Raw genomic sequence first — 26,832 nt, forward strand, 5'->3', positions numbered from 1 at the left:
GTTTGCGATCCTCGGCCCGCCCCGGGGGCGGGCCGCCTGCTGCCGTACCGGATGGCGGGCCTCAGCCGACCGCGCCTTCCATCTGCAGCTCGATCAGCCGGTTGAGCTCCAGGGCGTACTCCATGGGCAGCTCCTTGGCGATCGGCTCGACGAAGCCGCGCACGATCATCGCCATCGCCTCGAACTCGCTCAGACCGCGGCTCATCAGGTAGAAGAGCTGGTCCTCGGAGACCTTGGAGACGGTCGCCTCGTGGCCCATGGACACGTCGTCCTCGCGGACGTCCACGTACGGGTAGGTGTCCGAGCGGGAGATGGTGTCGACGAGCAGAGCGTCGCACAGCACGTTCGACTTGGCGCCCGGGGCGCCCTCGCCGATCTCGATCAGACCGCGGTAGGACGTACGGCCACCGCCGCGCGCAACCGACTTGGAGACGATGTTGGACGAGGTGTTCGGCGCCATGTGGACCATCTTGGCGCCGGCGTCCTGGTGCTGGCCCTCGCCCGCGAAGGCGATGGACAGGGTCTCGCCCTTGGCGTGCTCGCCCATCAGGTAGACGGCCGGGTACTTCATCGTCACCTTGGAGCCGATGTTGCCGTCGATCCACTCCATGGTCGCGCCCTCGTAGGCGACGGCGCGCTTGGTGACCAGGTTGTAGACGTTGTTCGACCAGTTCTGGATGGTCGTGTAGCGGCAGCGGGCGTTCTTCTTGACGATGATCTCGACGACCGCGGAGTGCAGCGAGTCCGACTTGTAGATCGGGGCGGTGCAGCCCTCGACGTAGTGCACGTAGGCACCCTCGTCGACGATGATCAGGGTCCGCTCGAACTGGCCCATGTTCTCGGTGTTGATCCGGAAGTAGGCCTGGAGCGGGATCTCGACGTGCACGCCCGGCGGCACGTAGATGAAGGAGCCGCCGGACCACACGGCGGTGTTCAGCGACGCGAACTTGTTGTCACCGACCGGGATGACGGTCCCGAAGTACTCCTTGAAGAGCTCCGGGTGCTCCTTCAGGGCGGTGTCGGTGTCGAGGAAGATGACGCCCTGCTCCTCCAGGTCCTCACGGATCTGGTGGTAGACGACCTCCGACTCGTACTGGGCCGCGACACCGGCGACGAGGCGCTGCTTCTCCGCCTCCGGGATGCCGAGCTTGTCGTACGTGTTCTTGATGTCCTCGGGCAGGTCCTCCCAGGACTCCGCCTGCTTCTCCGTGGAGCGCACGAAGTACTTGATGTTGTCGAAGTCGATGCCCGACAGGTCCGAGCCCCAGTTCGGCATGGGCTTCTTCTCGAAGAGCTTCAGGCCCTTGAGGCGGAGCTTGGTCATCCACTCCGGCTCGGACTTCTTGCCCGAGATGTCGCGGACGACGGCCTCGCTCAGGCCGCGCTTCGCTGCGGCACCGGCCACGTCGGAGTCGGCCCAGCCGTATTCGTACTTGCCCAGGCCCTCGAGTTCGGGGTGGGCAGTCTCCGTGGGGAGAGTCATGCGGGGTTCCTCCCGGCCGTGCTTGCAGTGTCGTGGGTCTTGGAAGTCTTGGGAACGAACGTCGTGCAGACACCGTCGCCGTGCGCGATGGTGGCCAGCCGCTGGACGTGTGTACCGAGCAGCTCGGCGAAGATCTCCGTCTCGGCCTCGCACAGCTGCGGGAACTGCTCGGCGACGTGGGCGACCGGGCAGTGGTGCTGGCACAGTTGCTCGCCGGTGGGCGCGCTGCGCGCCGTAGCAGCGTACCCGTCCACGCTCAGGGCCCTGGCCAGCGCTTCGGTGCGTTTCTCGGGCCCGGCCGCCTCGACCGCCTGGCGGTACGCGCGCGCCTGGGCGGCGATCCGGGCGCGGGCGAAGGCGGCGACCGCCTCGCTGCCGCCCTCCCGTTCGGCGATCCAGCGCAGCGCGTCGGCGGCGAGCTTGTCGTAGGACTGGTCGAAGGCGTCGCGGCCGCAGTCGGTCAGGGCGAACACCTTGGCGGGACGGCCGCGCGTGCGCGCCCCGTAGACGCGCTGCTCGCGCGCCTCGACCACGTCGTCGGCGACCAGCGCGTCCAGGTGCCTGCGTACGGCCGCCTGGGTGAGTCCGAGCCGTCCGGCGAGTTCGGCGACGGTCGACGGGCCGTGGTCCAGGATGGATCGCGCGACCCGGTTGCGCGTCGAGCGCTCTCCAGTCGCGAACTCCTCCTGAGGGGCCCCCGTGGGGGTCTCCCGAGCCTCGCCGACGTTTTTCACAACGCCATTGTTGCGTAATTCCTCCGACCCTGACAAGCGCCGCCCGATCCGGCGGACGGTGCCCTGCGTCACTTAGGCATACCTAAGCTGACCTGCGGAAACGATCTTTGATCGATCACGTCACGCGCGGTTCGCCGGCTCGCCTGGCCCCCGTCCGAACACCCGAAATGGTGCCCGCACCCCCTCCGACCGGGCCTCTTGCGCGGCGCGCGACCCCGGCCCGTGAAGGGGAGCGGCCGGCGTCCGGTCGCCCCCGCCGAATGACGCGGGGCCCTCAGCGAGCGGTGGCCCGCGGCGCACCGGCCCCGTCCGGAGGAGTTCCCGCACCCGCCCGTCCGGGTGACCGGACACGTACCTAGACTCTGGACCCATGCGAAGTGAGCCCGTGGTCCAGGTGCAGGCCCTGGTGAAGCGGTACGGCGACCGGACCGCGGTGAACGGCCTCGACCTCAGGGCCGGGGCGGGCGTCACCGCCGTGCTCGGGCCCAACGGGGCGGGCAAGACGACCACGGTCGAGACCTGCGAGGGATACCGCAGGCCGGACTCCGGAACGGTGCGCGTCCTGGGCCTCGACCCGGTACGGCAGTCCCGCGAGCTGCGGCCGCGGATCGGCGTCATGCTCCAGTCCGGCGGCGTCTACTCAGGCGCCCGCGCCGACGAGATGCTCCGGCATGTGGCCCGGCTGCACGCGCATCCGCTGGACGTGGACGCCCTGATCGAACGCCTCGGCCTCGGCGGCTGCGGCCGCACGGGCTACCGCCGCCTCTCCGGCGGCCAGCAGCAGCGGCTTGCGCTGGCCATGGCCGTCGTGGGCCGCCCGGAGCTGGTGTTCCTGGACGAGCCGACCGCGGGCCTCGACCCGCAGGCGCGCCGGGCCACCTGGGACCTCGTCCGGGACCTGCGCGCCGACGGGGTCTGCGTGATCCTCACGACCCACTACATGGACGAGGCCGAGCAGCTCGCCGACGACGTCGCGATCATCGACGGGGGCCGGGTCATCGCCCAGGGCTCCCCCGAGGCGCTCTGCCGCGGCGGCGCCGAGAACACCCTGCGCTTCACCGGCCGGCCCGGCCTCGACGTCGGCTCCCTGCTCAAGGCGCTCCCAGCCAACTGCGCGGCCGTCGAGCTGACGCCGGGCGCGTACCGGGTCGTCGGCAAGGTCGACCCGCAGCTGCTGGCGACGGTGACGTCGTGGTGCGCCCAGCACGGGGTGATGCCGGACCGGATCTCGGTGGAACGGCACACCCTCGAAGACGTCTTCCTCGAGCTCACGGGCAAGGAGCTGCGGTCATGACCAGCGCCGGTACCTACGTTCCGAGGCCCGGTGCCGCCCCGCTCCCCCGCATGATCGCGGCGCAGGCGGCGCTGGAGACGAAGATGCTGCTGCGCAACGGCGAGCAGCTGCTGCTGACAGTGATCATCCCGACGCTGCTGCTGGCGCTCTTCAGCACCGTCGACGTCGTCGACACCGGCGAGGGCAAGGCCGTCGACTTCCTCGCACCCGGCATCCTCGCGCTCGCCGTGATGTCGACGGCCTTCACCGGCCAGGCCATCGCGACGGGCTTCGAACGCCGGTACGGCGTACTGAAGCGGCTGGCGTCCTCCCCGCTCCCCCGCTGGGGCCTGATGACCGCGAAGACCGTGTCCGTGCTGGTCGTCGAGGTGCTCCAGGTGATCCTGGTGACGGTGATCGCCCTCGCCCTGGGCTGGTCCCCGCAGGGCAACCCGTTCGCCGTCCTGCTCCTGCTGGTCCTCGGCACGGCCGCCTTCTCCGGCCTCGGTCTGCTGATGGCGGGCACGCTCAAGGCGGAGGCGACGCTGGCCGCGGCGAACCTGGTCTTCCTGCTGCTGCTGGTCGGCGGGGGCGTCGTCGTCCCGCTGGACAAGTTCCCCGAGGCCGCGCAGAGCGTGCTCGGGCTGCTGCCCATCGCCGCGCTGTCGGACGGCCTTCGGGACGTGCTCCGGCACGGGGCGGCGATGCCGTGGGGCGACCTGGGGATCCTGGCCGGCTGGTCGGTGGTGGGGCTGGCGGCGGCGGGCCGCTTCTTCCGCTGGGAGTAGCCCGGAGCGGGCCCCTAGTGAAAGCGTGCACAAGCCCGGGCCTACGATGGTCCGCGTGCCGAACGTGACCCGCCCCGCCGCCGCAGCCGCCGTGCGCAACCCGCTCGCCTTCATCGCCGCGCGCTGGACCCCCACCTCCCGGACGGTTCGGCGGGCCGCGCTCGCCGCCCTCGTCATGTCGGTGCTCATCGTGGTCACCGGCGGCGCGGTCCGGCTGACCGGCTCGGGCCTCGGCTGCCCGACCTGGCCCAAGTGCACGGCCGACTCCCTGACCACGACCCGCGAGATGGGTCTGCACGGCGTGATCGAGTTCGGCAACCGCATGCTGACGTACGTGCTGTGCGCGGCCGTCGGCTGGGCGATCATCGCGGCCCGCGCGCAGAAGCCGTGGCGCCGGAGCCTGACGCGGCTGGGCTGGGCGCAGTTCTGGGTCGTCATGAGCAACGCCGTGCTCGGCGGCATCGTGGTCCTGGTCGGCCTCAACCCGTACACGGTCGCGGCCCACTTCCTCGCCACCACGGCGCTCATCACGGTGGCGGCGGTGATGTGGCAGCGCACCCGGGAGGGCGACGGGGCGCCGCGCCCGCTGGTCGGCACGGCCGTGCGGCAGCTGATGTGGTGCCTGATCGCCGCGAGCGTCCTGCTGATCGCGGTCGGCACGGTGGTCACCGGCGCCGGCCCGCACGCGGGCGACTCCAGCGACGTACCGCGCATGCCGGTGGACTGGGAGACCGTCAGCAAGGTGCACGCCGTCCTGGCGTGGATCGTGGTGACGCTGACCTTCGCGCTGTGGTTCGTCCTCAAGGCCGTCGACGCCCCGCGCGGCCCGCTGAACCGCACCCGCGACCTGTTCCTGGTGCTGCTCGCGCAGGGCGTCATCGGCTACGTCCAGTACTTCACCGACCTGCCCGAGCTTCTGGTCGGGCTGCACATGCTGGGCTCCTGCCTGGTGTGGATCGCGGTCCTGCGGGTGGCCCTGTCCCTGCGTGAACGCCCGGCGGATCTACCGGCCGAGGCGCCGGCGCCTCAGGAGTACGCGGCCACCGGCGCGTCGATGGCCGGCCCCAGGTAACTCCGCGTCAGCTCGCCCCGCCGCACCGTCCGCTCCGGGGCGGGCGGCGCGGGATTGCCGCACCGCCGCTCGCGGATGTCCTCGACCACCGCCGCGGGCGCTCCGAGGGCGGGCTGCGCGTCCGGTGCCTCCCGTCCGGAGATCAGCCGCCCCTCCCGCAGGGCCACGGTCGCCCAGGCCAAGGTCGTCAGCCCTCCGTCGGCCCAGGCGTCCCGCGTCCACGGCCCTGCCCGGCGCACGGCCGGCGGCCAGAAGCCCCGCTGGTCGCGGACGACGAAGGCGGCGGGCTCCGGCTCCGGCGCGGGCGGGAGCGGCTCCGCCGGCGCCAGGCCGGACAGCACCCGGCCGAAGTCGCGGGTGACAGGGGTCACGGGACGGCGCATCAGCCGACCGTGCGCCCCTGAGACGCGGTCGCCGGGAGCCGCCCGGGGCATCGGGCGGGAGACAGCTGCCGTGCAGCCGGTCCGCCAGGGGCTCGCTGCGCAGCCGGCTGTGCGGCGTCGCGACCCGCCACGCGACACGCGGCGTCACGGGCCCCGGCAGCACCGCGATCGGGTCGAGGTCGCTGCGGCCCTCCTGGTGGTCGCCGCCGGCGAGCGAGCCGTGCGCCCGGACGGCGGCCCGAGCGGCCTGAGTCCGGCGAGGAAACCGTCGAGCAGTTCCCGGGTCGGCCTCCGCCCAGTCCGTGCCGCTCAGTCCAGCCCGTACACCCTGCACGCGTTCCCCGCCGCGATGAGGCCCGCCACCCGCTGGGCGTCCGCCGTCGACCAGGCGCCCTCGGCGACCCAGGTGCCCAGGACGCGCGCCAGTGCCTCACGGAACAGCCGGGCGCCCACCACGTGCAGTTCGGGCAGGCCCTGGGCGCCGCTGGAGAAGAGGATCTTGCCGAAGGGGGCGAGTTCCAGGATCTCGGCGAGCACGGTGGCGGCGCGCGCGCCGGTGCGGACCAGGGCCGCGCCGCAGTCGGCGTAGACGTGCGGGAAGACGCCGGCGAGGTGGGCGGCGTGGCGGTGGTACGGGTAGCCGTGCAGCAGAACCAGGTCGGTGCCGAGGCCCGCCGTCGCACGGACGAAGTCCGTCAGGAGCACCGGGTCGGTGCGGTCGATGCGCAGGCCCGGCTCACCGAGCCCGGCGTGCAGCTGGAGGGGCAGCCCGGAGGCGACGGCGATCCACAGCAGATGCCGTAGCAGCACCGGGTCGCTCAGCTCGCCTCCGACGCGGCGCCCGGCGAGCCAGCGGCCCGCGGCGCCGCGCACCTCACCCGGCCCCGGCGGTTCGGGGGCGAGCGCCAGGCCGTGCCGGACGCCCGCGACCGAGGTGAACGCGACGGCGTGCACGGCGGCCCCGTGCACCGACTCGGCGAGGTTCGCCAGGAACGACTCGACGGTGCCGGAGGTGTCGGCGACCTGCTCGGCCAGCAGCTCCAGACGGACGATCTCCCGCGCCTGCGCGGTGGCGGTCGATGCCATTTCGAGGGGGCCGGTGAGGTCGCCGGGCAGCCCGGTGTCGACCAGATACGTGGTGATGCCGCTGCCGCGCAGCAGCCGCCGGGCCGCCTCCGGTACGCCGAGCTCGCGACGGCGGGCGAGATAGCGGGCGGGCGGGCAGTGCGGTTCCAGGCCGAGCAGCGGGGGGCACCAGCGGCGTACCGCGAAGCCGGTCTGGGTGTCGAAGAGGGTGGTGCCGGGGGCGGGCGGGCCCTCGGTGCGGGCCAGCTGGGCCTCGAAGGTGCCGAGGCCCAGTTCCGTTCTCAGTACGCCGTGGCAGTACTGGTCCACGAGGGACGGCGTTTCGATCATCCGGGCTCCCGGGACTGGACCACGTACTCCTACGGGTCCTAACGGGTGAACCGGGTGTCAGGTGTTGCGTCCCTCGTGCCCTGTGACAGGAGACACCGTCAGCCGCCGATCTGGATCCCGGCCATCCGCTTCCACTCGTACGGGCCGGTCTTCACCTTCGCCGCGAACTCGCCGTCGAAGGACTCGTGGACGGTGACGCCGGACTTCTCGACGGCCTGCTGGGCGGTCGCGTACGTCGGCGCCACCAGGTCGCCCCAGCCGCCGTCCGTGCCGACCAGCACGATCCGGGCGCCGCGCTGCCCGAGGTAGGCGACCTGGGCCTCGGCACCTCCGTGGGCCTTGGCGAAGGCGCCGATCTGCCGAGCCAGCTTGGCCACCCTGCGCGCGGCCTTAGCGTCAACCTGCTGCGTGTCTGCCATGACCAGGATGCTACTCGCGAGTAGATCAGCAGGCGAGAGCGGGGCCCTGTGACCTGTGTCAGCGCAGGAAGGGGTCCACCGCCACGGCCACGAACAGCAGCGACACATAGGTGATCGACCAGTGGAACAGCCGCATCTCCTTGAGCTTCCCGCCGGTCACCTCGGCCTTGGCCCGGTTCTGCAGGGCGTGCGCCTCCCACAGCCACCAGCCGCCGGCCGCCAGCGCGACCAGCGTGTAGAACCAGCCGGTGTAGCCGAGCGGGGTGAGCAGCAGCGAGACGGCGACCATCACCCAGCTGTAGAGCACGATCTGCTTGGCGACGACCTTGTTGGACGCGATGACCGGCAGCATCGGCACGCCGACACGCGCGTAGTCGTCCTTCACCTTCATCGACAGCGGCCAGTAGTGCGGCGGCGTCCAGAAGAAGATGACCATGAACAGGATGAACGGCGCCCAGGAGAGGGAGTTCGTCACCGCGGACCAGCCGATCAGCACCGGCATGCAGCCCGCGATGCCGCCCCACACGATGTTCTGCGAGGTACGGCGCTTGAGGAGCATCGTGTAGACGACGACGTAGAAGAGGAGTGCGCCGAGGGCGAGCCAGGCGGACAGCCAGTTGACGGCGAGACCGAACAGCAGGGTGGAGGCGATCGCCAGGGCGACGCCGAAGGCGAGGCACTCGCGCGGGCTGACCATTCCGGTGACCAGCGGACGCTGCGAGGTGCGGTCCATGAGCGCGTCGATGTCACGGTCGATGTACATGTTCAGCGCGTTGGCGCCGCCCGCGGAGAGGTACCCGGCGAGGCAGGTGACGAGCACCAGCCCGAGGTCCGGCACCCCCTGCTCGGCCAGGAACATCACCGGCACCGTGGTGATCAGCAGCAGCTCGATGATCCGCGGCTTGGTCAGCGCCACGAACGCCTTGACCCGGGCCCCGAACGGCCGGTGAGTCGGGCCCCGGCTCGTCCCGATATCCCCCATTGCCTCAACGGCATGGGAGGTGCCCCCATCCGCAGGACGGGATTCAACGGCCGTCACGCACACCCCTGACAGAGACATCCCAGCAAACCTGAACCGTGTGAAGTCCCGGTAAAGGCTCGCGCGTACCACGCCACTCTAGACGTTGCCCATACCGCGGCCTTCGCGGGGGTGGGGTCGTGTTGGACGGTGCGCTCCAAGGGGCGCGGAGAGCGTCGATTGAGCAGTCGGATGAGCGGCTGCGTATTCACCTGCCGAATGCGGAACGACCCGGTCGGGAGGCGGATCGACGACACTCCCGGCAGTCTGGAATGACTCGAAAAAACGCACGTTCTCACGGGGGTAGGCTCGACAGCGGCCGGTGGGCGCCCAGTGCACCGGCAGCCGGTGTGCGCCGAGGACACCGGCCTTCGACATGTGGAGAGGAGCCCTGACCCAGGGTGAGCACCAAGCCGACCACCACAGACCTCGAGTGGACCGAGCTGGACCAGCGGGCCGTCGACACCGCCCGCGTCCTGGCCGCCGATGCCGTACAGAAGGTCGGCAACGGCCATCCCGGTACGGCGATGAGCCTGGCGCCTGCCGCCTACACCCTCTTCCAGAAGGTGATGCGGCACGACCCGGCGGATGCCGACTGGGTCGGGCGGGACCGTTTCGTCCTGTCCGCCGGGCACTCGTCCCTGACCCTCTACACCCAGCTGTACCTGGCCGGCTTCGGCCTGGAGCTGGACGATCTGAAGGCCTTCCGGACCTGGGGATCGAAGACCCCGGGTCACCCCGAGTACGGCCACACCGTGGGCGTCGAGACCACCACCGGCCCGCTGGGCCAGGGCGTCGCCAACGCGGTCGGCATGGCGATGGCGGCCCGCTACGAGCGCGGCCTGTTCGACCCGGACGCAGCCCAGGGCGAGTCCCCGTTCGACCACTTCATCTACTGCATCGCCGGTGACGGCTGCCTCCAGGAGGGCATCTCCGCCGAGGCGTCCTCCCTCGCGGGCCACCAGAAGCTCGGCAACCTGATCCTGCTGTGGGACGACAACCACATCTCGATCGAGGGCGACACCGAGACCGCCGTCTCCGAGGACACGGTCAAGCGCTACGAGGCGTACGGCTGGCACGTCCAGCGGGTGGCCCCGAAGCCGGACGGCGACCTGGACCCGCACGCCCTCTACGACGCGATCGAGGCGGCCAAGCAGGTCACCGACCGGCCGTCCTTCATCGCGATGCGCTCGATCATCGCCTGGCCCGCCCCCAACGCCCAGAACACCGAGGCCGCGCACGGCTCGGCACTGGGCGACGAGGAGGTCGCGGCCACCAAGCGCGTCCTCGGCTTCGACCCGGAGAAGACCTTCGAGGTCTCCGACGAGGTGCTCGGCCACACCCGGCAGGCGCTGGAGCGGGGCCGGCAGGCGAAGGCCGAGTGGGAGAAGTCGTTCCAGGCGTGGCGCGACAGCAACGAGGAGCGCGCCGCCGAGTTCGACCGCATCTCCAAGGGCGAGCTGCCCACCGGCTGGGAGGAGAAGATCCCGGTCTTCGAGGCGGGCAGGGGCGTCGCGACGCGTGCCGCGTCCGGCAAGGTGCTCCAGGCCCTCGGCGCCGTGATCCCCGAACTGTGGGGCGGCTCCGCCGACCTGGCCGGCTCGAACAACACGACGATCGACAAGACGTCGTCGTTCCTCCCGGCGGACAACCCGCTGCCGGAGGCCGACCCCTACGGCCGCACGGTCCACTTCGGCATCCGCGAGCACTCCATGGGCGCGGAGATGAACGGCATCGCGCTGCACGGCCACACCCGTATCTACGGCGGCACGTTCCTCGTCTTCTCCGACTACATGCGCAACGCCGTACGTCTGTCGGCACTGATGCACCTGCCGGTGACGTTCGTGTGGACCCACGACTCCATCGGCCTCGGCGAGGACGGCCCGACGCACCAGCCCGTGGAGCACCTGGCGTCGCTGCGCGCCATCCCCGGTCTGAACGTGGTCCGCCCGGCGGACGCCAACGAGACCGCGATCGCCTGGCGCGAGATCCTCAAGCGGTACACCAAGGAGTACGACAAGGGCGCCCCGCACGCGCTCGCGCTGACCCGTCAGGGCGTGCCGACGTACGAGCCCGACGAGAACGCGGCGCGCGGCGGTTACGTGCTGTTCGAGGCCGAGGGCGGCGAGCCCCAGGTCGTCCTGATCGCGACCGGTTCCGAGGTGCATGTCGCCGTCGAGGCGCGCGAGCAGCTCCAGGCCGAGGGTGTGCCGACCCGGGTGGTCTCGATGCCGTCCGTGGAGTGGTTCGAGCAGCAGGACCAGGGGTACCGGGACAGCGTGCTTCCCCCGTCCGTCAAGGCTCGCGTCGCTGTCGAGGCGGGAATCGGCCTGACCTGGCACAAGTACGTCGGGGACGCCGGCCGCATCGTTTCCCTGGAGCACTTCGGTGCTTCGGCCGACGGCAAGGTCCTTTTCCGCGAGTTCGGCTTCACTGGCGAGAACGTGGCCGCCGCGGCGCGGGAATCGATCGCCGCCACCCGGCGCTGACGCTCATATACGACACGTAGGAGATGCATTTTCCATGACAGACGCACTGAAGCGCCTCTCCGATGAAGGCGTCGCGATCTGGCTGGACGACCTGTCGCGCAAGCGGATCACGTCCGGCAACCTCGCCGAGCTGATCGACCAGCAGCACGTCGTGGGCGTCACCACCAACCCGACGATCTTCCAGAAGGCGATCAGCGGCGGCGACGGGTACGAGCAGCAGCTCACCGACCTCGCCGCCCGCAAGGTCACCGTCGAGGAGGCCGTCCGCATGATCACCACGGCGGACGTCCGTGACGCCGCCGACATCCTGCGCCCGGTCTTCGACGCGACGGGCGGCAAGGACGGCCGGGTGTCGATCGAGGTCGACCCGCGCCTCGCGCACAACACCCGTGCCACCGTCGCCGAGGCCCGGCAGCTGGCCTGGCTGGTGGACCGCCCGAACACCCTGATCAAGATCCCGGCCACCAAGGCGGGCCTGCCGGCGATCACCGAGACGATCGGCAACGGCATCAGCGTCAACGTCACGCTGATCTTCTCGCTGGAGCGCTACCGCGAGGTCATGGACGCCTACCTGTCCGGCCTGGAGAAGGCCAAGGAGCGGGGCCTGGACCTCTCGAAGATCCACTCGGTGGCGTCCTTCTTCGTGTCCCGCGTGGACACCGAGATCGACAAGCGGATCGACGCGCTCGGCACCGACGAGGCCAAGGCGCTGCGCGGCAAGGCCGCCGTCGCCAACGCGCGCCTCGCCTACCAGACGTACGAGGAGGTCTTCTCCTCCGACCGCTGGAGCGTGCTGGAGAACGCGGGCGCCAACAAGCAGCGTCCGCTGTGGGCGTCGACCGGCGTGAAGGACAAGGCGTACAAGGACACCATGTACGTCGACGACCTGGTCGCGCCGAACACGGTCAACACCATGCCGGAGGCCACCCTCGAAGCCACCGAGGAGCGCGGGCAGATCACCGGCGACACCATCTCCGGCACCTACGAGCAGGCCCGGGCCGACCTCGACGCCGTCGAGCAGCTCGGCATCAAGTACGACGACGTGGTCCAGCTCCTCGAGGACGAGGGCGTCGACAAGTTCGAGGCCTCCTGGATTGACCTGCTGAAGTCGACCGAGGCGGAGCTGAAGCGCCTCGCCCCCTCGGAGGGCTGACACCTTGTCCTCCGCCGGAGCGAACCCGCTCCGTGACTCCGCAGACCGACGGCTCCCGCGTATCGCGGGGCCGTCGGGCCTGGTCATCTTCGGCGTCACGGGCGATTTGTCACGAAAGAAGCTGATGCCCGCGGTGTACGACCTCGCGAACCGGGGTCTGCTGCCACCGGGCTTCTCGCTGGTCGGGTTCGCCCGCCGCGAGTGGGCCAACGAGGACTTCGCGCAGGAGGTCCACGACGCGGTCAAGGCACACGCCCGTACGCCGTTCCGCGAGGAGGTCTGGCAGCAGCTCATCCAGGGGATGCGCTTCGTCCAGGGCACCTTCGACGACGACGACGCCTTCGAGCGGCTGCGCGCCACGATCGACGAGCTGGACAAGGCGCAGGGCACGGGCGGCAACTTCGCCTTCTACCTCTCCGTGCCGCCCCGTTCCTTCCCGGTCGTCATCCAGCAGCTGAAGAAGCACGGGCTGGCCGACCAGAAGGGCGGCTCCTGGCGCCGCGCCGTGATCGAGAAGCCGTTCGGCCACGACCTGAGGTCGGCCGAGGAGCTGAACAAGGTCGTGCACGAGGTCTTCGCCCCGGACCAGGTGTTCCGGATCGACCACTACCTGGGCAAGGAGACCGTCCAGAACATCCTGGCGCTGCGCTTCGCCAACACGATGTTCGAGCCGATCTGGAACCGGTCCTTCGTGGACCATGTCCAGATCACCATGGCCGAGGACATCGGCATCGGCGGCCGCGCGGGGTACTACGACGGGATCGGCGCCGCCCGTGACGTCATCCAGAACCACCTGCTCCAGCTGCTCGCGCTGACCGCGATGGAGGAGCCCTCCTCCTTCGACGCGGACGCGCTGGCCGCGGAGAAGACCAAGGTGCTCGGTGCCGTGAAGCTGCCCAAGGACCTGGGCCGCTCCACGGTGCGCGGGCAGTACGCGGCGGGCTGGCAGGGCGGCGCGAAGGTCACCGGCTACCTCCAGGAAGACGGCATCGACCCCGCGTCGAAGACCGACACCTACGCGGCCATCAAGCTGGAGATCGACAACCGGCGGTGGGCGGGCGTGCCGTTCTACCTGCGCACGGGCAAGCGCCTGGGCCGCCGGGTCACCGAGATCGCGGTGGTCTTCCAGCGCGCCCCGCACTCCCCCTTCGACACGACGGCGACCGAGGAACTGGGCCAGAACGCGATCGTCATCCGCGTCCAGCCCGACGAGGGCGTCACCGTCCGCTTCGGCTCCAAGGTGCCGGGCACCTCGATGGAGATCAGGGACGTCTCCATGGACTTCGCGTACGGCGAGTCCTTCACGGAGTCCAGCCCGGAGGCGTACGAGCGGCTGATCCTGGACGTCCTGCTGGGCGACTCGAACCTCTTCCCGCGCACCGAGGAGGTCGAGCTGTCCTGGCGGATCCTCGACCCGATCGAGGAGTACTGGGACGGCCACGGCAAGCCCGCGCAGTACCCGGCCGGCACGTGGGGGCCCGTCGAGGCCGACCAGATGCTCGAACGAGACGGACGGAGCTGGCGCCGGCCATGAAGATAGACCTCACCGACACCACGGCCAGCAAGATCAACAAGGCGCTCGTGCAGGGCCGCCGCGCCATCGGCACGCCCGCCGTCGGCATGGTCCTCACCCTGGTCGTCGTCACCGACGAGGAGAACGCCTACGACGCCCTGAAGGCGGCCGGCGACGCCTCGCGCGAGCACCCCTCGCGCACGCTGGTGGTGATCCGGCGCGTCTCACGCAGCCCCCGCGACCGCACGCAGTCGCGCCTGGACGCCGAGGTGCGGGTGGGCGCCGAGGCGGGCACCGGCGAGACCGTCGTCCTGCGGCTGCACGGCGAGGTGGCCGACCACGCGCAGTCGGTGGTGCTGCCGCTGCTGCTGCCGGACGCCCCCGTGGTCGTCTGGTGGCCGGTCGACGCGCCGCTCGACCCGGCCGGCGACGCGCTCGGCGCGCTGGCCCAGCGCCGGGTCACCGACACCTACGCCGCCGAGCAGCCGGTACGGGAGCTTTCCGCCCGCGCCGACACGTACGCGCCCGGCGACACCGACCTGTCCTGGACCCGCATCACGCCCTGGCGCTCGATGCTGGCCGCGGCCCTCGACCAGGTGGTCTGCGAGGTCCGGGGCGTCGAGGTGGAGGGCGAGGAGTTCAACCCGAGCTGCGAGCTGCTGGCGATGTGGCTCGCGGACCGGCTGGACGTCCCCGTCCGGCGCTCGCTGTCCGCCGGACCCGGGCTCACCGCGGTCCGCATGGAGACGGACTGCGGGCCGATCGCCCTCGACCGCGCCGACGGCTCGCTGGCCACGCTGTCCATCCAGGGCCAGCCGGACCGTGCGGTGGCGCTGAAGCGGCGGGACACGGCCGAGCTGATCGCGGAGGAGCTGCGACGGCTGGATCCGGACGACACGTACGCGTCGGCACTGCGCTACGGGGTGGACCGGCTGAACGCGTCGCCCACCGCCGCCGGGGAGCTTCCGGCCAAAGGAGAACCCACGGGAACGGGAGACGGAGACGGGGAACGGACCGGGGGCGGCGACGGAACCGGCACCGGAACCGAAGCCGAAGCCGAAGCGATCCCGGCTCCCGTCGAAACTGCTGCGAAGGCGCCCGCGAAGGACGCGGCGGCGCCGGCACCGGTGAAGAAGGCGGCGGCGAAGTGAGCACACCCCAACTGGTCGTCCACCGCGACAAGGAACTGATGGCGCAGGCCGCCGCGGCCCGGCTGATCACGAAGATCGTGGACGCCCAGGCCTCGCGCGGCAGCGCGTCCGTCGTCCTCACCGGTGGCCGCAACGGAAACGGCCTGCTGGCCGCGCTGGCCGCCGCGCCCGCCCGGGACGCCGTCGACTGGTCCCGCCTGGACCTGTGGTGGGGCGACGAGCGCTTCCTGCCCGAGGGCGACCCGGAGCGCAACGTCACGCAGGCCCGCGAGGCGCTCCTCGACTCCGTGCCGCTGGACCCGAAGCGCGTGCACGCCATGCCCGCGTCGGACGGCCCGCACGGCTCGGACGTGGACGCGGCGGCGGCCGCCTACGCCGAGGAACTGGCCGGGGCGGCGGTCCCGGAGAACCACGCCCCGGTCCCGTCCTTCGACGTCCTGATGCTGGGCGTCGGCCCGGACACCCACGTTGCCTCCCTGTTCCCGGAGCTCCCCGCGGTACGGGAGACCGACCGCATGGTGGTCGGCGTCCACGGCGCCCCCAAGCCCCCGCCGACCCGTGTGACCCTGACTCTCCCCGCCATCCGCGCGGCCCGCGAGGTATGGCTGCTGGCAGCCGGCGAGGACAAGGCCGACGCCGCGGCCATGGCCCTCTCGGGCGCCGGCGAGATCCAGGCCCCGGCGGCCGGCGCGTACGGCCGCGCACGCACCCTGTGGCTCCTGGACTCGGCGGCGGCGTCCCAGCTGCCGAGGTCGCTGTATCCGCCGGCGTCGGCCTGACGGCACGGCTCCGCACGGCACAAGGACGCCGGGCACACCATGCGGTGGGCCCGGCGTTCTTCTTGCCTCCGACAGACGGACGGACGGGGCTACTTGACCGACCCCGCCATCACCCCCTGCACGAAATGCCGCTGGAAGGCGAAGAACACCACCACCGGGACGATCAGGGAGACGAAGGCACCGGGGGCCAGGACGTCGATGTTGCTGCCGAACTGGCGGATCTGGGACTGGAGTTCCACCGTCAGCGGCTGGGAGGCGCTGTCGGCGAAGAGGAGTGCCACCAGCATGTCGTTCCAGACCCACAGGAACTGGAAGATGGCGAGGCTGGCGATGGCCGGGCGGCCCACGGGCAGGATCAGGCGGGTGAAGATGCGCCACTCGCTGCCGCCGTCCATCCGGGCCGCCTCCAGCATCTCCTTCGGCATCTCGGCGAAGTAGTTGCGCAGCAGGAAGACCGCGAACGGCAGTCCGTAGGCCACGTGGAAGAGGACCACGCCCGGGATCGTGCCGAACAGGCCCAGCTGGCCGAAGAGTTTGGCCACCGGAAGCAGGCCGATCTGCACCGGCACCACCAGCAGCGCCACCACCAGCAGGAACAGCGGCTCGCGGAAGGGGAAGTCGAGCCAGGCGAAGGCGTAGCCGGCGAGCGCGGCGACGACGACCACGAGGAACGTCGTCGGCACCGAGATCAGCACGGTGTTCCAGAAGGCCTGCGTGACGCCGGAGTTCTGCAGCAGCGCCGAGTAGTTGTCGAAGGACAGCTGGCCGGGGCTGGTGAACACCGTCCACCAGCCGCCCTTCGCGGTGTCCTCGGCGGACCGCAGCGACGACAGGAACAGCCCGGCCAGCGGAGTGAGCCAGATCAGGCCCACCACCACGAGGACGGCCTGGACCAGGCTGTTGCCCAGACCGCGTCGGACGGCGTTCATCGCTGACTCCTTCGGAAGCGGCGGACGTTGAAGACCATCGCGGGAATCACCAGCAGCAGGAGCAGGACGCCGAGCGCGCTGCCGAGCCCCTGGTCGTTGCCCCCGCCGAACGACACCAGCCACATCTGGGTCGCCAGCACGGTCGCGTCCTGCTGCACCGGTCCGGGCGCGATGATGTAGACGAGGTCGAAGACCTTCATCACGTTGATCACCAGGGTGACGAAGACGACGGTCAGCACCGGCGCGAGCAGCGGCACGGTGATCTTCCGGAAGATCTGCCACTCGTTGGCGCCGTCCATCCGCGCCGCCTCCAGCGCGTCCCGGGGCAGCGCGGACAGCCCCGCGCCGATCAGCACCATCGCGAAGCCGGTCCAGATCCACAGGTACGCCCCGATGATCGCCGGTGTGACGAGCGCCGGGCCGAGCCAGGAGACGCCCTCGTAGGGCGGCGCGAAGTTGGCGGCAGGCAGCCGCACGGTGTACGAGCCCGGCTGAAGCCCGGTGAAGGCGAAGGAGCCGTCGGACGCGGTGGTCGTCGTACCGGCCGTCCTCCCGTCCCGTACCGCCTCGACCGTGATCTCGGGCAGCCCGCTCTCCTGCCGGTCGACGCGGCCCTGCTCCCCTCCCCCGCCGGGCGTGAAGTCCAGGTAGACGACTCCGCGCAGTTCGCCGGGGCCCGCCTTCCGCCCCGCCGCCCCGTGAGCGGGCTCCGCACCGCCGGGCAGGTCGCCCGGCAGCACGCCGACCAGGCCGAGCGTCACGGTGTCGCCCGGGGAGACGCCAGCGGTCGTCCGGTACGCGCCGTCCGCCTCCTTGGTCATCCCCTGGCCGTCGCGGGCCCGCGCGGCCGGATAGGACGAGGTGCCCTGGAAGGCGTCGTGCACGGAGACCACGGCGGCGTTCAGCACGCCCTTGTCGGGGTCCTCGTCGTAGGCGAGCCGGAAGATGATGCCCGCGGCCAGGAAGGACACCGCCATCGGCATGAACAGCAGCAGCTTGAACGCCGTCGCCCAGCGGATCTTCTCCACCAGCACGGCCAGGATCAGGCCGAGCCCGGTCAGCAGCGCCGGCGCCACGACGACCCAGATCGCCGTGTTGCGCACGGCCTTCAGCGTCGCCGGGTCGCGGAACATCTCGGTGTAGTTGCCGCCGCCCACGAACCGGGTGCCGGACGCGTCGAAGAAGCTGCGGCCGACGGAGAACAGCACGGGGTAGACGACGAGCGCGCCGAGCAGCAGCAGGGCGGGCAGGACGAACAGCAGGGCGACGGCCGGCCTGCGCCACCGCGGGCGCCGGGGCTTTCCGGCGGCCGCGGCGGCCGGCGGGCTCGCCTCCTTCACGAGCGTCGCGGTCATGGCCGTCAGTTCCCGTACGCCTTGGCCGCAGCGGCCTCCAGCTCGGCGGCGGTGCCCTTCGGGTCGGACGGGTCGCGCAGGAAGTCCTGGAGGATCTTCCACTCGCCCGCGCCCTTGGTGCCGCCGAAGGCCGCCGGTGCCTGGTCGGACATGTCGAAGCGGACCGAGTCGCCCGCGCCGACCAGGGACTCGGCGGTGGCCCGGGTGACGTCGTCGCCGTAGGAGGCGAGGTCGACCTTCTTGTTCGGGGACAGGAAGCCGCCGGCTTCGGCCCACACCGCGGCGGCCTCCGGGGTGGCGAGGTACTCCAGGAGCTGCATGCCCGCCTCGGCGTTCTTGCCGTCCTTCAGCACGACGGCCGCGTCGCCGCCGCTGACGACGGGCGCGTCACCGCCGCCGACCGCCGGGAACGGGAAGAAGTTCGCGTCCTCGCCGATGGTCCTGCCGAACTGGTCCTTGGCGACACCGGCCACGAAGTCGCCCTCGTAGACCATGCCGGCCTCGGGCTCGGGGCCGAACACCTTCTCCACCGAGCCCGGGAAGTCGGTGTTCAGGGCACCCTTCTGCCCGCCCGCGATCAGCTGCTTGTCCTCGAAGAGCTTGCCGAGCGTCGTCAGCGCCTCGACCACGGAGGCGTCGGTCCACTTCAGCTCGTGCGCGGCGAGGGCGTCGTACTTCTCGGGTCCGGCCTGGGAGAGGTAGATGTTCTCGAACCAGTCGGTGAGCGTCCAGCCGTCCTGTCCGGCGACCGAGAAGGCGGCGAGCCCGGAGTCGGAGATCGTCTGCCCGGCCTTCAGCATCTCCTCGTACGTCGCCGGCGGCTCGACCCCGGCCTGGGTGAGGGCCTCGGGGCTGTACCAGACGGTCGACTTGTGGGCGGCCTTGAAGTACAGGCCGTACAGCGTGCCGTCGACGCTGCCGTAGCTCTTCCACACGTCCGCGTAGTTGGCGCCCACGGAGGTCTGCGCGGTCTTGGACAGCGGCTTCAGCCAGCCCTCCTTCGCGAACTGCTGGAGCACGCCGACCTGCGGGACCATCACCACGTCGGGGGCGTTGCCGCCCTCGATCTTGCTGCCGACGACGGTGGAGACGTTGTCGCCGGTGGACACGAACTGGGTCTTCGCGCCGGTCTTCTCGGTGAAGGCGTCGAGCACCTTCTGGAAGTTCTCCTGCTCGCTGCCGGACCAGACACCGGCCACGGTGACCGTCCGGCCGCTGAGGGCCTTGTCGCCGCCGCCGGCCGCGACCGGGCCGCCGCCGCAGGCGGTCGTGCCCAGCGCGAGGACCAGGGCGGTGCAGCTGAGCAGGGTGGTACGTCGTCGCATCATCGTTGATGTCCCTTCAGGGGGTGGGAGTTGACGAGGGGTCGGTGATCCACCAGACGGCGGTGGAGCCGGGCAGCACCCCGGCGTCCGGGCAGGGCCCGCTCGCCAGCAGGGGGGTGCCAAAGACCGGCGCGGGTGTGGGGGCGGTGCCGAAGTTCACGGCGCAGACCAGGTCGTCGCCGCGGGCGAAGGCCAGGACGCCCGGCGGGGTGTCCAGCCAGCGCAGCGTGCCCTCGCCCAACTGGGGCAGAGAGGAGCGCAGCTGGAGGCCGTCCCGGTACAGGTGCCAGAAGGAGCGGGTGTCGGCCAGCGCCCGGTCGGTGGCGTGCTCGGCGAACCACTCCGGTTGCGGCAGCCACGGCTTGACGCCCTCGACGCCGGAGGTGAAGCCGAACGGCGAGGCCTGCCCCGACCAGGGCAGCGGCACCCGGCAGCCGTCGCGGATCCGGGCCCGGCTGCCGGTGCGGTGGAAGATCGGGTCGGTGAGCACGTCGTCGGGCAGGTCGACGACCTCGGGAAGGCCGAGCTCCTCGCCCTGGTAGATGTAGGCGGCCCCGGGCAGCGCCAGCATCAGCAGTGCGGCGGCGCGGGCGCGGGCGGCGCCCAGGCCGCTGCCCTCCGTGGCGGGTTCGCCGTAGCGGGTGACGGTGCGGACCTGGTCGTGGTTGTTGAGGACCCAGGTCACCGTGGAGCCGGTCCCGGCGATGTCCTGCATGGCCTCGGAGATGACCTTGCGGAAGGCGTCCGGGTTCCAGGGCGCGCCGAGCAGGTCGAAGAAGAAGGCCTGGTGCAGTTCGTCGGGGCGGACGTAGAGGGCGTGCTCGCGGGCGGTCGGCACGGACACCTCACCGACCAGGAGCCGTTCCTGGCCGTCGCGGGCCGCGTACTCGTCGCAGGTCGCGCGCCAGCGTCGCCAGACGTCGTGCACCTCGGGCTGGTTCCAGGCGAGCGGGTTGACCGAGTCACGTGTGCGGGCGTCGGCCTCCGGGTCGTCGGAGTCCGGCAGGCCGGGGTGCTTGAAGAGGCCGGCGGCCACGTCGATGCGGAAGCCGTCGACACCGCGGTCGAGCCAGAAGCGCAGGGTCCGGTCGAACTCCGCGCCGATCCCGGGATTACGCCAGTTCCAGTCGGGCTGCTCGGGCGTGAACATGTGCAGGTACCACTGGCCGTCGGGCACCCGCGTCCAGGCGGGGCCGCCGAACATGGCGTGCCAGTTGTTGGGCGGCTCGGCGCCGCCCTCGCCGCGGCCGTCGGCGAAGTGGAACCGGGCGCGGGCCGCGCTGCCGGGCGGCGAGGCGAGCGCCTCGCGGAACCACGGGTGCTCGCTGGAGCAGTGGTTCGGGACGATGTCCAGCAGCACCTTCACGCCGAGCCGCCGGGCGGCGCGCACCAGCAGGTCGAACTCGGCGAGGTCGCCGAAGAGCGGGTCGACGTCGCAGTAGTCGGCCACGTCGTACCCGTGGTCGTGCTGCGGCGAGGGGTAGAAGGGGCTCAGCCAGATGCCGTCGACCCCGAGCTTCTTCAGGTACGGCAGTCCGGTCCGGACCCCGGCGAGGTCGCCGATGCCGTCTCCGGTGCTGTCGAGGAAGCTGCGGACGTACACCTGGTAGATCACCGCATCACGCCACCAGTGGTGCCTGTTCAACCCATTGATCCATCTCTACGAGTGCAGGTTATGCATGCATGTTAAGTAGGCGTGACGCGAGGGTGTCAACGAATGGACGTAAGCTACCCGGGAGTTGATTACCGCATAATGTAACTATCCGGGCATTCTGCGCCCAGTTGAGATGTTGGCGTTACCTAACGGGTAACTATCGACTGGAGGTCGCGGCGAGCTCGCGCGCCAGGCGCCGCACCGCGCCGCCGGCACTCTCGCGGCCCGTCATCGCGTCGTGCACGACCGCCTGGACCACCAGGCTGACCTGGTCGTAACGCGGGCTCTTGGGACGCGGCGCCGCGGCGAGCACGCTCGCGCGCAGGGTCGGCAGATAGGGGAAGTCCCGGACCAGTTCCGGATCCTCGTACAGCGCGGCCCGTACGGGTGGCAGCGCGCCACGGGTGAGCACCTGGCGCTGGACGGGCTCACTGGTGAGATACGCGAGCAGGCGCGCCGCCGTGTCGGGGTGCCGCGCGTGGCTGCTGACGGCCAGGTTGGAGCCGCCGAGCACACTCGTGCCGGGGCCGTCGGGTCCGGGCAGGGGCACGGCGCCGACCTTGCCGGCCAGCGGGGACCCGGCGGCCGAGGCGGCGGCGTAGGCGTACGGCCAGTTGCGCAGGAACAGCAGGCGGCCGTCGAGGAAGGCCTGCTTGGACTCCTCCTCCTTGTACGTCAGCGCCTGCCGCGGTATCCAGCCCTCGCGCACACCGCGGGCGAGGAAGCCGATGCCCTCGCGGGCCGCGTGCGAGTTCACGGTGACACGCTCGCCCTCGTCGCCGAGGATCGTGCCGCCCGCCGAGTACACGGCCTCGGCCGCGTTGACGGTGAGGCCCTCGTAGGGCAGGAACTGCCCGGCGTAGCCGTCCAGGCCGTGCTCAGGGGCGACCGTCTGCGACACCCGCTCCAGCTCGGCCCAGGTGCGCGGCGGTGGGACGCCCTCCTCGGCGAGCACGTCCTTGCGGTACAGCAGAAGGCCGGCGTTGGTGACGTAGGGGACGGCGTACAGCCGCCCGTCGTACGTCGCGGTGCCGACGACCGGCGGGAGGAAGGTGCCGAGCGGGAAGCGGTCCCGGGGCAGCGGGCGGATCCAGCCGGCCGCGGCGAACTCGGAGGTCCAGGCGACGTCGATGTTGAGGACGTCGAACCGGCCGCGGGAGCCGCCGCGCAGGTCGGTGATCATCTGCGCGCGGGTCTCGTCGGCGGAGTCCGGCAGCTCGACGAGCGTGACCTTCTCGCCGGGATGGGTGCGGTTCCAGTCCTGGAGCAGGGGTCCGAGATAGCCGGTGAGGTCGCCGGCGGTGGCCAGGGTGAGCGGGCCACGGCCGCCCGCGGTGCCCTCGTCGGCACGGGCGCCGGAGGTGACGTAACCGGTCAGTACGACGACGAGGACGAGAAGGCCCCTACCGGCGGCGTGCGTCCACCGCATAGGTTCCTCCCTGTACACCGGCATCGGGCCTCGTCGCCCGCAGTCCGTCGCCATGTATACCCGTTAGGTATGGGCGATACTAGGGCGTGGAGCACACCGAGCGGACGCGAGGAGGAGAGCACGAGTGCGCCTGCCCCTCCTGGCACTCCTCGCGCGCGAACCGGCCCACGGCTACGAGCTGAAGCAGGACCTTGAGCAACTGCTGGGTGCCGCGTACCCTCAGCCGAACATCGGCCAGATCTACGTCACCCTCGCCCGGCTGGAGAAGTCGGGACTGATCGAGGGCGAGGAGATCGAGCAGTCGAACCGGCCGAACAAGAAGATCTACCACCTCACCGACGCCGGGCGGGAGGCGCTGCACGCCTGGTACGAGGAGACGGCGGACGAGCCGCGGGTACGGGACGAGTTCTTCATGAAACTCGCGCTCGCCCCGCAGACCGGGCTGGCCGACCAGATCGCGCTGATCAACAAGCAGCGGCGCCAGTATCTGAACACCATGCGCAGCCTGTCGAAGCTGGCCGCCGCCGAGAACCGGGACAACCGCGTCGCGCAGTTGCTGATCGAGGGCGCGATGCTGCATCTGCAGGCCGACCTCGACTGGTTGGAGCGCTGCCAGGAGGAACTGGAGGAGCTGGAGTGAGCGAGCACCGTCCCACTCCCGCGCTGCGCGCCGAAGGCCTGGTCAAGACGCATCACGGCCAGGGTGCCCCGGCACATGCCGTGCGCGGCGTCGACCTGGCCGTGGCGCCGGGCGAGTTCGTGGCCGTGACCGGCCCGTCGGGCGCGGGGAAGTCGACGCTGCTGCATCTGCTCGGCGGGCTCCAGCGCCCGGACGGCGGCAGCGTCTGGCTGGACGGCGAGTGCACGGACTCCTACAGCGAGGCGCGCTGGGCAGTGGAACGCCGGCGGCGCATCGGGATCGTCTTCCAGTTCTTCAACCTGGTCTCCAACCTGTCTGTAGCGGACAACGTCGAGCTGCCCGCGCTGCTCGCCGGTCTCGCGCCGAAGCGGGCACGGGCCGAGCGCGAGGCGCTGCTGGCCGAGCTGGGGCTGGACGGCAAGGAGCGCAGCATGCCGGGCGAGCTGTCCGGCGGTGAGCAGCAGCGGGTCGCGCTGGCCCGCGCCCTGGTCAACCATCCGCCGCTGCTGCTGGCCGACGAGCCCGCGGGCAGCCTGGACAGCCGGGGCACCCGCGAGGTGATGCGGCTGCTGTCCCGCTTCCACCAGCGCGGCCAGACGATCCTGCTGGTCACCCATGACGCACGGCTGGCGAGCGCCGCGGACCGGGTCATCAGCTTCTTCGACGGCCGCATCGCCGACGACGCGGAGCTGACCGGGGTACCGTCGCACCGGGCGGGGGCGTCCCGGGTGCTGGAGCTCAGGGACTGATCACCGGTGTACCACGCCCCCGGGCCGAGAGGCTGAGGCCGATGCGAGCGACCCTGCGCTGGGTGCACTCCGACCTGCGGACGCACCGCGGTGAGGCGCTGTTCCTCGTGCTCGCGACCGCCGGCGTCGTCGCCTCGCTGCTGCTGGCGACGGCGCTCTTCGGCTACGCGACCAACCCCTGGCAGCGCGTCTTCACGCAATCCCGGGACGCGCACGTGTGGATCCACACGGCACCCTCGGCCGACGCGGGCAAGCTCTCCCGCCTGGGCGGTCTCGACTCCGTCGCGGGCCCCTACCCCACCGAGTCCGCCACCGTCGCCGCCCGCGGCATCCGCGCCTCGGTCGAACTGCGCGGGGCGCCCGCCGGCCCCACCGGCGGGCGCCCCGTCCTCACCTCGGGCCGCTGGCTGGACGGCGCGCACCCCGACGGCGTGGTGCTGGAGAGCCATCTGGCCCGCGCCCTGCTCGCCGAGCCCGGCGACGTCCTCGCCCTGCCCGGCACCGCGCGCACCCTCACCGTCGCCGGGATCGCCGACAGCGCCGAGCCGCGCTACCGCCCCGGCGAGCGGCCGGGCCTGGTCTGGGCGCTGCCGTCCGCCGTGCGCGCCCCGGACGGCGCGGTGACCGGGCTGCGTCTGACGGAACCGGACGAGACGGACTACGCCGTCCAGCGCGCCGTCACCGTGCTGGGGGCCGGCGCGGTCAGCGAGGTCTCCACCTGGCAGCAGGCCCGGTCCGAGGCACAGGGGGACACCCGGCTGCTCGGCCAGGTACTGGGCCTGTTCGGGCTGGGCGCCCTGCTCGCGGCCGGGCTCGCCGTGCACGGGGCGATCGGCACCCGCATACGGAGCCATCTGCGGGACATCTCCGTGCTCAAGGCGATCGGCTTCACACCCGGGCAGGTGGTACGGGTCTTCCTGCTCCAGCACCTCGCGTACGCCCTGCTCGGCGCGGTGGCCGCGGCGGCGCTGACCGAAGCCCTGGGCAGCCGGATCCCCGGCCGCCCCGGGGAGGCGGTCGGCGTGTGGCAGGGCCTGCCGGGGCACACCGCGGCCCTGGCCGGCACACCGGTGGCCGCCGTGCTGTTCATCGCCGCGACGACGGGGCTCGCGGCCTGGCGGGCGGGGCGGGTGCCGCCGGTGCCCGTGCCCCGGGCCGCCGTCCCGGCCGACGGACGGCTGTCGGGCGCGGGACGCCGCGCGCTGGGACTGCGCCTGCCGCCCGCGCTGGTCCTCGGCTGGCACAAGGCGTTCGCCCGCCGGCCACGGACACCGGCCACCGTCGCCCGGCTGGCGCTGCCCCTGCTGCTGATCGTGGTGGCGATGAGCGCGTGGACCACCCTCGACCGCTTCCACAGCAGCCCCGGCCAGGTCGGTCTCGCCGACCTCACCGTCCGGCCCGACCGAGAGATCGGCGACGCGGAGGTCCGTACCCTGCTCGGCGACGACCCGCGGATCACCGCCGCCCACCCGGGCGTCGAGGTGGCGGCGCTGGTGCCGGGGCAGACGGGCACCATCGCGCTGCGCGGTCTCGGCACCCGTGAGGCCCCCTACCCCTACGCCATGGCCGAGGGCCGCCCGGCGCTCGGCCGGGACGAGGCGGTCGCCGGGCAGGGACTGCTGGACCTGCTCGGTGTACGCGTCGGCGACTGGGTGCGCATGACCGTGGGCGACCAGCCGCAGATCCTGCACATCGTCGGCCGCAGCATCGAGACGGAGAACGCCGGCCGGGTCATCTCCACCTCGCTCGACACGCTCCGCGAGAACGACCCGGAGCTGCGCCCCGCCCTCTACGAGCTGCGTCTGCGGCCGGGTGCCGACCCGCACGAGGTCGCGGCCGACCTGGCGACGGCGGCCGGCGGACACCTGGACGTGCACGCCGTGCCCAACCCGGTGGACGGGCTGTCGTCGCTGCGCGGGGTGGTGCTGGGCCTGATCGCCGTACTGGCGCTCATCGGGATCGTCGAGCTGCTCACCGTGATCGGCGGCACCGTCCGGGAGGGCGAGCGGGACCTGCTGGCGCTCAAGGCGATCGGCCTCACCCCACGGCAGATCACCGGGATCACCGTCACGGCCACCGCCTGCACCGCCCTGACCGCGGTCCTCCTCGGCACCGCCCTGGGCCTGCCGCTGGCGCACTGGCTGATCGACGCCCAGGGCAGCTCCAGCGGCATCGGCGCCGGAATCGCGCGGGGTCCGTCGCCGGGCCTCCTGCTGCTGTTCGGCACGGCCGCCGTGGCCGGCGCCGCCGCCCTGGCCGCCCTCCCCGCGACCCGCGCCGCCCACCGCCGCCTGGCGGACACCCTCGGCGCGGTGGCCTGAGCCGGGGCCGCGCCGTCAGACGGTGACCGGCGTGGCGCGCCGGTAGCTGCTGCCGTCACGCTCGCGCACGAGCAGACCGTTCTCGACGCAGTAGCGCCGCAGCGCCGAGGTGTCGTCGTGGACGGTGCGGAAGGCCTCGTTGACCTCGCCTTCGGTGTAGCTGCGGCCGTCCGCGAAGAGGGTCTGCGTCAGATGCTCCAGCAGTGCGCGGCGTACGACCGGACGGACCGGGATCGAGGTCAGCCGGCCGTGGGCGAAGAACCCGGTCAGGCGCCGGGGTACGCCGGTCTGCGCCGGTTCGGCGGGGCGGGCACGGCGGAAGACGGCAGGGTCGGCCTTCAGGGAACCGTCCGGCAGGCGCTCCACGAGCCCGGCCGAGACCAGGCGCCCCAGGTGCCTGCGCGCGGCGGGAGAGTCCTCCTCACGGGGCGGCAGGTCCTGCAGCACGATCCGGGCGTACAGCTTCAGCCGTTCCTGATCGGCGAGCGCGGCCATGAGCTGGTCCATGATGGGTGTCCTTCCGGCGGGTGACGGGCCGGAGCAGTGTCACCCGCCGGAAGCCGGCCGCGCATCCGCATTTCACGTCCGCACGGCCGCCCTCAGGGCTCAACGGCCACGCAGCTCGCGGTACTTGGCGACCAGCGCGGTCGTGGAGGCGTCCAGGCCGGGCACGTGTGCGCCCTCGGTCAGGGCGGGTTCGACGCGCTTGGCGAGGACCTTGCCGAGCTCGACGCCCCACTGGTCGAAGGAGTCGATGTT

24 protein-coding genes are annotated in these 26,832 nt (G+C 71.7%); 11 read left to right on the forward strand and 13 right to left on the reverse strand.

What is annotated here, in order from left to right:
* Nucleotides 1-61: 61 nt before the first annotated feature.
* Together sufB and ACGF8A_RS24370 are read right to left on the reverse strand one after the other, a co-directional pair.
* A complete protein-coding gene (sufB, locus tag ACGF8A_RS24365) occupies nt 62-1,483 on the reverse strand; it encodes a Fe-S cluster assembly protein SufB (protein ID WP_393111527.1) in 1,422 nt (473 codons plus the stop codon).
* Entirely contained in the window at nt 1,480-2,217 is a 738-nt protein-coding gene (locus ACGF8A_RS24370) for a helix-turn-helix transcriptional regulator (RefSeq protein ID WP_393111529.1), read from the reverse strand. Before ACGF8A_RS24370 ends, sufB begins: the two co-directional genes overlap by 4 nt.
* Before the next feature lie 370 nt (nt 2,218-2,587).
* Here ACGF8A_RS24370 and ACGF8A_RS24375 point away from each other — a divergent pair, with 370 nt between their 5' ends.
* From ACGF8A_RS24375 to ACGF8A_RS24385, 3 genes are read left to right on the forward strand one after another with little or no spacing between them, the layout of a single operon-like run.
* Nucleotides 2,588-3,511, forward strand: a complete 924-nt coding sequence (locus ACGF8A_RS24375) for an ABC transporter ATP-binding protein (protein ID WP_393111531.1) — start codon at nt 2,588-2,590, stop codon at nt 3,509-3,511.
* Entirely contained in the window at nt 3,508-4,278 is a 771-nt protein-coding gene (locus ACGF8A_RS24380) for an ABC transporter permease (RefSeq protein ID WP_393111533.1), read from the forward strand. The genes ACGF8A_RS24375 and ACGF8A_RS24380 overlap by 4 nt, the downstream gene beginning before the upstream one ends.
* Before the next feature lie 46 nt (nt 4,279-4,324).
* A complete protein-coding gene (locus ACGF8A_RS24385) occupies nt 4,325-5,350 on the forward strand; it encodes a heme A synthase (protein ID WP_393111535.1) in 1,026 nt (341 codons plus the stop codon).
* On the opposite strand, the gene ACGF8A_RS24390 is transcribed toward ACGF8A_RS24385, so the two are convergent.
* The 4 genes from ACGF8A_RS24390 to ACGF8A_RS24405 all read right to left on the reverse strand — a co-directional run bounded on the left by ACGF8A_RS24390 (nt 5,305) and on the right by ACGF8A_RS24405 (nt 8,613).
* Nucleotides 5,305-5,733: a hypothetical protein gene (locus ACGF8A_RS24390; protein WP_393111537.1), complete on the reverse strand. Its 429-nt coding sequence runs from the start codon at nt 5,731-5,733 to the stop codon at nt 5,305-5,307. The genes ACGF8A_RS24385 and ACGF8A_RS24390 overlap by 46 nt on opposite strands.
* Before the next feature lie 309 nt (nt 5,734-6,042).
* A complete protein-coding gene (locus ACGF8A_RS24395; RefSeq protein WP_393111539.1) occupies nt 6,043-7,149 on the reverse strand; it encodes an amidohydrolase family protein in 1,107 nt (368 codons plus the stop codon).
* 98 nt (nt 7,150-7,247) lie between these two features.
* Nucleotides 7,248-7,568 carry a hypothetical protein gene (locus tag ACGF8A_RS24400; protein WP_393111541.1) on the reverse strand — a complete coding sequence of 107 codons (321 nt, stop codon included), beginning with the start codon at nt 7,566-7,568 and terminating at the stop codon, nt 7,248-7,250.
* A gap of 58 nt (nt 7,569-7,626) precedes the next feature.
* On the reverse strand, nt 7,627-8,613 hold the full coding sequence (locus tag ACGF8A_RS24405) for a heme o synthase (protein WP_393111578.1): 987 nt from the start codon (nt 8,611-8,613) through the stop codon (nt 7,627-7,629).
* Nucleotides 8,614-8,987: 374 nt separating this feature from the next.
* On the opposite strand from ACGF8A_RS24405, the gene tkt reads away from it, so the two are divergent.
* From tkt to pgl, 5 genes are read left to right on the forward strand one after another with little or no spacing between them, the layout of a single operon-like run.
* On the forward strand, nt 8,988-11,075 hold the full coding sequence (gene tkt, locus ACGF8A_RS24410; protein ID WP_393111543.1) for a transketolase: 2,088 nt from the start codon (nt 8,988-8,990) through the stop codon (nt 11,073-11,075).
* Between the two features lie 34 nt (nt 11,076-11,109).
* Complete coding sequence (gene tal, locus ACGF8A_RS24415; RefSeq protein ID WP_393111545.1) at nt 11,110-12,228, forward strand: transaldolase; 1,119 nt, start codon at nt 11,110-11,112, stop codon at nt 12,226-12,228.
* A gap of 4 nt (nt 12,229-12,232) precedes the next feature.
* Nucleotides 12,233-13,762 (forward strand): glucose-6-phosphate dehydrogenase, encoded by a 1,530-nt coding sequence (gene zwf, locus ACGF8A_RS24420; RefSeq protein WP_393111547.1) that lies wholly within the window; start codon nt 12,233-12,235, stop codon nt 13,760-13,762.
* Nucleotides 13,759-14,892 (forward strand): glucose-6-phosphate dehydrogenase assembly protein OpcA, encoded by a 1,134-nt coding sequence (gene opcA, locus ACGF8A_RS24425; protein WP_393111549.1) that lies wholly within the window; start codon nt 13,759-13,761, stop codon nt 14,890-14,892. Before zwf ends, opcA begins: the two co-directional genes overlap by 4 nt.
* Nucleotides 14,889-15,671, forward strand: coding sequence for a 6-phosphogluconolactonase (pgl, locus tag ACGF8A_RS24430; RefSeq protein WP_393111551.1), 783 nt, complete (start codon nt 14,889-14,891; stop codon nt 15,669-15,671). Before opcA ends, pgl begins: the two co-directional genes overlap by 4 nt.
* A gap of 89 nt (nt 15,672-15,760) precedes the next feature.
* Here pgl and ACGF8A_RS24435 read toward each other — a convergent pair whose 3' ends face one another.
* The 5 genes from ACGF8A_RS24435 to ACGF8A_RS24455 all read right to left on the reverse strand — a co-directional run bounded on the left by ACGF8A_RS24435 (nt 15,761) and on the right by ACGF8A_RS24455 (nt 22,363).
* A complete protein-coding gene (locus ACGF8A_RS24435) occupies nt 15,761-16,600 on the reverse strand; it encodes a carbohydrate ABC transporter permease (RefSeq protein WP_393111553.1) in 840 nt (279 codons plus the stop codon).
* Nucleotides 16,597-17,955, reverse strand: a complete 1,359-nt coding sequence (locus tag ACGF8A_RS24440) for a carbohydrate ABC transporter permease (protein ID WP_393111555.1) — start codon at nt 17,953-17,955, stop codon at nt 16,597-16,599. The genes ACGF8A_RS24435 and ACGF8A_RS24440 overlap by 4 nt, the downstream gene beginning before the upstream one ends.
* 5 nt (nt 17,956-17,960) lie before the next feature.
* Complete coding sequence (locus ACGF8A_RS24445) at nt 17,961-19,283, reverse strand: ABC transporter substrate-binding protein (protein ID WP_393111557.1); 1,323 nt, start codon at nt 19,281-19,283, stop codon at nt 17,961-17,963.
* Between the two features lie 13 nt (nt 19,284-19,296).
* Complete coding sequence (locus tag ACGF8A_RS24450; RefSeq protein ID WP_393111559.1) at nt 19,297-20,925, reverse strand: glycoside hydrolase family 13 protein; 1,629 nt, start codon at nt 20,923-20,925, stop codon at nt 19,297-19,299.
* A gap of 166 nt (nt 20,926-21,091) precedes the next feature.
* Nucleotides 21,092-22,363, reverse strand: coding sequence for an ABC transporter substrate-binding protein (locus ACGF8A_RS24455; RefSeq protein WP_393111561.1), 1,272 nt, complete (start codon nt 22,361-22,363; stop codon nt 21,092-21,094).
* 124 nt (nt 22,364-22,487) lie between these two features.
* On the opposite strand from ACGF8A_RS24455, the gene ACGF8A_RS24460 reads away from it, so the two are divergent.
* The 3 genes from ACGF8A_RS24460 to ACGF8A_RS24470 are packed head-to-tail and all read left to right on the forward strand — an operon-like array spanning nt 22,488 to nt 26,073.
* Nucleotides 22,488-23,003, forward strand: a complete 516-nt coding sequence (locus tag ACGF8A_RS24460) for a PadR family transcriptional regulator (RefSeq protein WP_393111563.1) — start codon at nt 22,488-22,490, stop codon at nt 23,001-23,003.
* A complete protein-coding gene (locus tag ACGF8A_RS24465; protein WP_393111565.1) occupies nt 23,000-23,752 on the forward strand; it encodes an ABC transporter ATP-binding protein in 753 nt (250 codons plus the stop codon). The genes ACGF8A_RS24460 and ACGF8A_RS24465 overlap by 4 nt, the downstream gene beginning before the upstream one ends.
* A 41-nt stretch (nt 23,753-23,793) precedes the next feature.
* Nucleotides 23,794-26,073, forward strand: a complete 2,280-nt coding sequence (locus tag ACGF8A_RS24470; protein ID WP_393111567.1) for an FtsX-like permease family protein — start codon at nt 23,794-23,796, stop codon at nt 26,071-26,073.
* 15 nt (nt 26,074-26,088) lie between these two features.
* Here the strand turns inward: ACGF8A_RS24470 and ACGF8A_RS24475 are convergent, their stop codons facing one another.
* Both ACGF8A_RS24475 and ACGF8A_RS24480 read right to left on the reverse strand, forming a co-directional pair.
* Entirely contained in the window at nt 26,089-26,580 is a 492-nt protein-coding gene (locus tag ACGF8A_RS24475) for a DUF2087 domain-containing protein (RefSeq protein ID WP_393111569.1), read from the reverse strand.
* Between the two features lie 99 nt (nt 26,581-26,679).
* Nucleotides 26,680-26,832, reverse strand: a 153-nt coding sequence (locus ACGF8A_RS24480; protein WP_393111580.1) for a hypothetical protein, incomplete at its 5' end; no start/stop codon positions are given.

This window comes from Streptomyces sp. NPDC047706 (assembly GCF_043204795.1).
GTDB lineage: Bacteria > Actinomycetota > Actinomycetes > Streptomycetales > Streptomycetaceae > Streptomyces.